Annotated in this window: 6 protein-coding genes; all 6 read right to left on the bottom strand. The window is 39.7% G+C overall.

Annotated elements, in window-relative coordinates:
• Window positions 1–344: class I SAM-dependent methyltransferase (locus AB5618_RS10360; protein WP_243243839.1), on the bottom strand; the 344-nt coding region annotated here is incomplete at its 3' end.
• Between the two features lie 218 nt (window positions 345–562).
• Entirely contained in the window at window positions 563–1345 is a 783-nt protein-coding gene (locus tag AB5618_RS10355) for a ZIP family metal transporter (protein ID WP_148462464.1), read from the bottom strand.
• Window positions 1346–1653: 308 nt separating this feature from the next.
• Window positions 1654–2679: a transglutaminase domain-containing protein gene (locus AB5618_RS10350; protein ID WP_148462465.1), complete on the bottom strand. Its 1026-nt coding sequence runs from the start codon at window positions 2677–2679 to the stop codon at window positions 1654–1656.
• 2 nt (window positions 2680–2681) lie between these two features.
• Complete coding sequence (locus AB5618_RS10345) at window positions 2682–3794, bottom strand: heparan-alpha-glucosaminide N-acetyltransferase domain-containing protein (protein ID WP_118582554.1); 1113 nt, start codon at window positions 3792–3794, stop codon at window positions 2682–2684.
• 26 nt (window positions 3795–3820) lie between these two features.
• Window positions 3821–5326: a hypothetical protein gene (locus AB5618_RS10340; protein WP_195983053.1), complete on the bottom strand. Its 1506-nt coding sequence runs from the start codon at window positions 5324–5326 to the stop codon at window positions 3821–3823.
• A gap of 153 nt (window positions 5327–5479) precedes the next feature.
• Entirely contained in the window at window positions 5480–6022 is a 543-nt protein-coding gene (locus AB5618_RS10335; RefSeq protein ID WP_187566389.1) for a histidine phosphatase family protein, read from the bottom strand.
• Window positions 6023–6037: the final 15 nt, after the last annotated feature.

The following is a 6037-nucleotide window of genomic DNA, read 5'->3' as shown; positions in this document are numbered from 1 at the left end:
CTCACAACACAATGCATTCGCATACCTTTACGAATTTCAAATTTTTCTACTTTTAATCCTGCTTTTTTGCAACATTTTATGACCACATCTCTTGTTGGCACCTGGACATCTCCATGTCCGCATATATTTGCCAACGGCATTTCCAATGTATTCATTAGCCATACCAATACTTTGTTGTCACTGGTCACATCTCTAAGAACCAACCTTCCATTTGGGCGAAGACATCTCTTCACACTGTCAAAAAATGCCTGTGGATCCGGATAATCTTTCTTGCACATTTCGTAAATACCAGCATGGCTACTTTCATATCTTCCTGCTGCTTTTGTAAATTCTTTAATTGACATTTTTTATATTCTTCATTTTTCATGCTTTTTTCTCCAATCACTGTACCTTTTCGCCTTGCATCCGCATTTCTTCATTCTTTTCATATAAGCATAAAACTGCTTATGCAATTCCCTCATTTCATCTGGTGCCTTCATAGCATGTTGATACATAAATTTATCTCCAAAACTGCTTTCAAATGTAACTGCCAGCATAATCGCTAAGAATCATTTCTCGCCTCTTACCCTAATGCCACATCTAGGATCATCATCAAACTAAATCCAAGTGCAAAGAAAAGCGTACCAATATTCGAGTGCTGTCCCTGCGACATTTCCGGAATTAGTTCTTCAACCACAACATATAACATGGCTCCTGCTGCAAAGCTCAGTAAATATGGTAATGCCGGGATTACCAGCTGTGCAGCAAGAATCGTCAGTACTGCTCCAATCGGTTCAACCACTCCTGAAAGTACACCTCCGAGAAATGCCTTTCCCTTGCTTTCGCCCTCTGCCCTAAGCGGCATGGATATAATCGCTCCTTCCGGAAAATTCTGAATGGCAATTCCAAGTGATAAAACGAGTGCACTTGTTGCTGTAATCTGTGCATTTTCAGCAAGAAATCCCGCATACATTACACCGACTGCCATACCTTCAGGGATGTTGTGTAGTGTAACAGCCAACACCATCATTGTTGTACGGCCAAGCTTGCTTTTCGGCCCCTCTGCCTGATCACTACCAACATGAAGATGTGGAATCAAATGATCCAGTGCTAGCAAAAACAAGATACCGATCCAGAACCCAACAACTGCCGGAACAAATGATAATCTTCCCATACTCTCAGATTGTTTAATAGCCGGAATCAAAAGACTCCAAATTGAAGCAGCAACCATTATACCAGCTGCAAATCCTGCAAGTGCACGTTGCACTGACTTGCTAAGTGTTTTTCTCATAAAAAGCACACATGCTGCACCTAGTGTTGTTCCGACAAACGGAATCAGTATACCTTCAAAAATATTCATTAGCATTACATTTTCCTTCCTTGTATAATCGAAAAATTTTTCATATATATAGCAAAAATAATTTTCTTCAGCGGTATAGTAACAGTTCTATAGCTTGTTGATTATATTTTCGCTATAATCTTTCAAGCCATCTTTGTGTTAGACCAAACTAACCCCTCTGTATATAAGAAACCGCGCAAAAAATAAACTGTAATTTTACACGGTTTTCTTGTGTTTAAGTATATCACTTACGAAATCATATAACAATAGAATTCTTTCAACAATGTTTTATTTTTTCCGGACAGTTTCAGCACAAAATCCCGTGGGTCATTTCATCAATCCTTCTCCCCTTCATTCGCTTCCTCCAGCATAACACTCTCCTGTACCTGTATGTCAGCATACTGGACGCGAAGAACTGCCTGAGGCCAGTTTATGCTGACCATTGCGTTTTTCTCTTTTTCCATGCCTGCTTTGCGGATTAGGTCAAGAAGCTCATTTAATACTTCTTTTGTCAGGTATCCACCCCGCCAGTGAAAAACAAGCACCTTTCCTTTCTTAGCAGCCTGCAAAGACCGCTTGTATACATCCTCCTGTTTGGTAAATGATAATTTCTTCTCTTTGTAGTAAAAATGATCATGATCATTGCAATGAGGCACAGGCGCGATCAAGGGCTCATGATCGCGAAAGATCTGCTGATCATCCAGGTTGAAATAGTCATAGCGGATTTCCGTGTTTTCGTGATCTTTTCCCAGACTGTTATCAAAAGTGGCATCTAAATGATAATATATGCCATTTATCTTTACAATATTCCAGGTGTGCCGGTATTTGATTCCTTTTTCCGGATTGTTACCGCAAATTGCGATCACACACCATACTCCCAGCGCATCCAGAAGAACCTTCACCGCTTTCGCAATGCCCTCGCATACCCCGACGCTCTGTCCAAGAGGACCTATGATCTCATGGGAATATGCTTTTTTCAGTTTGTCATAACGGACATTTTCGCAGATAAAATCGTGCACATATTTCTCTTTTTCCCACTCAGACATCTTCTGTGCCGGGCGGACAAGCTTCTCTACCCTGGCTGTCAGAGCCTTCTGATGCTCCCGGATCTTATTTTTCTCAAAAAGATATTCCGGTATGAAAATCAGGTTCGGCGAATCTTTGTAGTAACGATATTTAAAATTAGTTACCCAGAATATTTCCGGATGGTCCAGCCTCATCTGGAAAAAAATATTGTAAAGCTCCTCTCCGGAAAGTGCCGGAACCTGAATTTCATCCGATAGATTTTTCACCCCGACAAAAATGCTGTGATAAGTAGCCTGCTGGGGTTTGTTCATATGATTATAATAGTATTGTTCCATTTTTATCCTTTTAGCTTATCTGTCAGTTTCAGATATCCCTGCACAAGTAGATCTGTTACGATCAGCACAACGACTGACAAAATCAGACAATCTCTTACACTAAATTCGTAAAAAGCTGCAAAACCAGCAATCGTCCAATATACTCCAATATGCACTGCATACATTTTGGATATCTGCCTGGAATAATAGCACAGCTTATTGTAAACAAATTTCCATTTTTCTATAATCGGCATGAGAAAAAATGCCACTGCAAATACAAGGATAATGCTGCAGAAGGTTCCCACTACTTTCACAAGTCCGGGAGTTCGATACTGTTCGATCATATAATTAAAGAATCCGTCAACACCCGGATGCATTACGATGCAGATTACAAACCAGGCTGCCGCTACGATTCCGCATACCAGACCGCTCTTTTTGTAAAAAGCTCCTTTTTCATCCTCTGGTACTTTTCTGATTACTTTTGCAAAAACATATCCTAAAAATACATAACTCAGATATGGAAAAAAGCAGAAGCTTGTCTCACCTTTTCCCCCAAAGGTCATATCCAGAAGCCAGTTAAGTGCCTGATTATCAGAAACCAGCAGTTTGGTAAAAGGTGTTACGATTCCCACTATCAATGCACTTATTATGTAACCGCCAAGTTTTACATTAAATTTCCTGTACAAAGCAAGTACAAGGTAGCACATACCGGATATGAAAAAGATATTCACAAATGTAAGCATGGAATACCGACTTGCTTCAAATACTTCCCTGCTGCCTGCTACTTCTCCTGTAATAGAATTTCTAATGGCGTAGCTGACCGTCATGACTGCCGCATAGCATAAATTGCTTATGCCTTGGTAAATCAACAGTTTTATACCGTTTCTGACCATGTCCTTTGGCTGGGAATGGCGCGTAAAAACACTTCCAAAACCCATGGTAAACAGATATAAGCAAGCTCCGGTAGGCATAAACAGGGCAAACATAATTTTATGTACACTTGACTCTGCCGCTGCTGCACCTGCAATTGTCTGAAAGGAATGTATAAATACAATCATAATCATCAGAAAGCCTTTTACCAGGTCAAGCTCTCTCTGGCGTCCAGTATTTACTTCTTTTTCTTTTAAAGAAAACATATTTCTTCCCCTTTTCCTTAATTTGTTCAAATATTATCTAAAAGTGCAATGTTTTTTGGATACTCCATATTAGAATATAAGTTCAGCTGCAGCTGCAATATCCTGTTATACTCATCACATCCAGGCTCAAGGACTCTTCTCTGCTCATACAAGTCGTGGTCTTCCTTGCTCATTTTCACATCAAAGCTTTCCTTTGTATGAAACTGGATTTCAATTCGGTAGTTGCGCGGATTTTTAAATTTGGTATTCACGCCATTGTATGGAAAACCGTCATTGGTCCAATAATTTTTTAATGCATAAATTTTCCAGTTTTTCTCAGACAAAGCCGTTATAACAGAACGGATCTGTTCTACATAATCTTCCGGATCCAGTATGATCGTATAACGGACTACATCCGCCAGCGAATCAAAGAAGGATTTCTCTACTCTCTGATAAAGCTTATTGTACAAGGATTTCGGTGATTTCACTCTGTACTCTAATCCTTCCAGTACGGCTTTGTTGGTTTTCGCGAACTCTACAAGGAATTTGGTTGTCTCGAATTCTGTGGATAAATAATCGGCATAAAACACTCTTTCCTCAGGAGAAAGCTTCTGAAACAGTTCCCTGTCCTCATCTGTCCATGATTCTTCGATTTCTTTGTTCAGATAGATTTTTTCAGCTGTTTCCGCTGACGGAAGGCGGTGAAGCTCTATGGAAGCAATAGAAAAAAAATCAAAACTGTGGTCTGACCGATTAGACAGACTACTGACAATTTTCCCAAAATTATCAATAATTAAATTTACCTTCCGCTCAATCAGTGTATAAGCCGAATCCGAACCGCCTGCTTCTATCACCAGTTTGCCATCTTTTACCTTAATACTTCTTACCACGTTTCTTTCAACAAATCCAACGATTTCTTCGGAATTATATTTGTCGAACTTGTCATAGCTCAAATCAATATTTGCATTTTTTAATTCTGCCAGCTGATTTCCAACAGCTAACACAGCCGCCAGTTCCCTCAGACTGATAACATTTTGATTGTTCAACACCAAAGCTTCTTCTAACTGAACAGGTGCTGTACCATTTCCACCGATAAAGTGAAGCATACGGATTATGGCATATTTATGCAGATCTGATGGAAATTCAAATATATCACCGTATTCTTCCAACAGGCATGCACTGAACAAAACATGATATTTACTCATAACCGGAAAGAACGTAAGCTCTTCTGCCTGCTTCTGAATTCCAAGCTTGTCCACATATCTATTCATAATTTCCTGATTTAAGCCAAATCCAATATGTGCAAATAACGCTGCAGACAAAAGGCAGTAGCACTCATCTTCATTCATATTTTCCAGTTTCTGCTTATCCATTATCATATCACAAAATTCTGCAATATCGATAAAATGCATTATAGAATAATCAGAAATATTAGGATATAACTTTTTATATTTTTCCAGCATTCTCTGGACAACTGTACAGTTATCCCGGTAGTTCCCATATAGTTTTTTTGATTTTGCTAATAAAATTTCCGAACATTTATTAACTATCATTTGGTTTATTCTCCAGTCTCTTTTCCCTGTTCTCCTCCGTTTGCCACTTTAATCAGGATAATGGCACAGAGTTATTCGTTTCTTATCCAGCTTAATTACCTCAAGATTACTTACCGTTTCAAAATAATCATTCATATTCCGAATATTCTTTTGTCATTTAAAATCATATCGAACCACAGCACAGTTTTTTACTCCAAATGCAGCATATTCCTCATTTGTCATGTCCGTAAAATAGGACTGTACCACTCTGGCGATTCCATTATGGGCAACCAGGATGTAAGTCTTCTTATCGGACTCTGCTTTTATTTCATCAAGAAGATTATAAATCCTCTGTGCCAGCCGAAGTGTTGATTCTCCGCCTTCATGACTGCATGCAAAAAACTCCTTTGCTTTCTTGAAATCCTTCCCATCCCGGGGAGTGGACTCCCATTTTCCAAAATTCTGCTCAATCAGCCTTGGTTCCACCCTGTATGGAATTCCTGTCATTTCCGAAATCAACCTGGCAGTATCCGCTGCCCTGCTAAGCGGAGAGCAGAGGATTTCATCTGCCTTAACCCCCTCTGTAAGAATCTTCTGTCCCGTCTCCTTTGCCTGCTCGCGTCCATATTCTGTAAGCGGACTGTCTGTAGCCCCGCAAATTTTATTCTCAACATTCCACACGGTCTGTCCGTGTCGGATGAAATAGAAATGTCCCATGGTGGATTCCTCCCG

The sequence above is a fragment of the Ruminococcus sp. J1101004sp1_RTP21198st1_B9_RTP21198_201120 genome, assembly GCF_040924245.1.
In the GTDB taxonomy this organism is placed as follows: domain Bacteria; phylum Bacillota; class Clostridia; order Lachnospirales; family Lachnospiraceae; genus Blautia_A; species Blautia_A faecis.
Note: the sequence above shows the minus strand (reverse complement) of the source record. Positions and strands in the feature narration are given on the sequence as shown.

Bases quoted from the DNA above. Each gene is read 5' to 3' on its own strand.
- AB5618_RS10355 (WP_148462464.1), bottom strand. From the start codon at position 1,345: ATGCTAATGAATATTTTTGAAGGTATACTGATTCCGTTTGTCGGAACA.
- AB5618_RS10350 (WP_148462465.1), bottom strand. From the start codon at position 2,679: ATGGAACAATACTATTATAATCATATGAACAAACCCCAGCAGGCTACT.
- AB5618_RS10335 (WP_187566389.1), bottom strand. From the start codon at position 6,022: ATGGGACATTTCTATTTCATCCGACACGGACAGACCGTGTGGAATGTT.
- AB5618_RS10340 (WP_195983053.1), bottom strand. From the start codon at position 5,326: ATGATAGTTAATAAATGTTCGGAAATTTTATTAGCAAAATCAAAAAAA.
- AB5618_RS10345 (WP_118582554.1), bottom strand. From the start codon at position 3,794: ATGTTTTCTTTAAAAGAAAAAGAAGTAAATACTGGACGCCAGAGAGAG.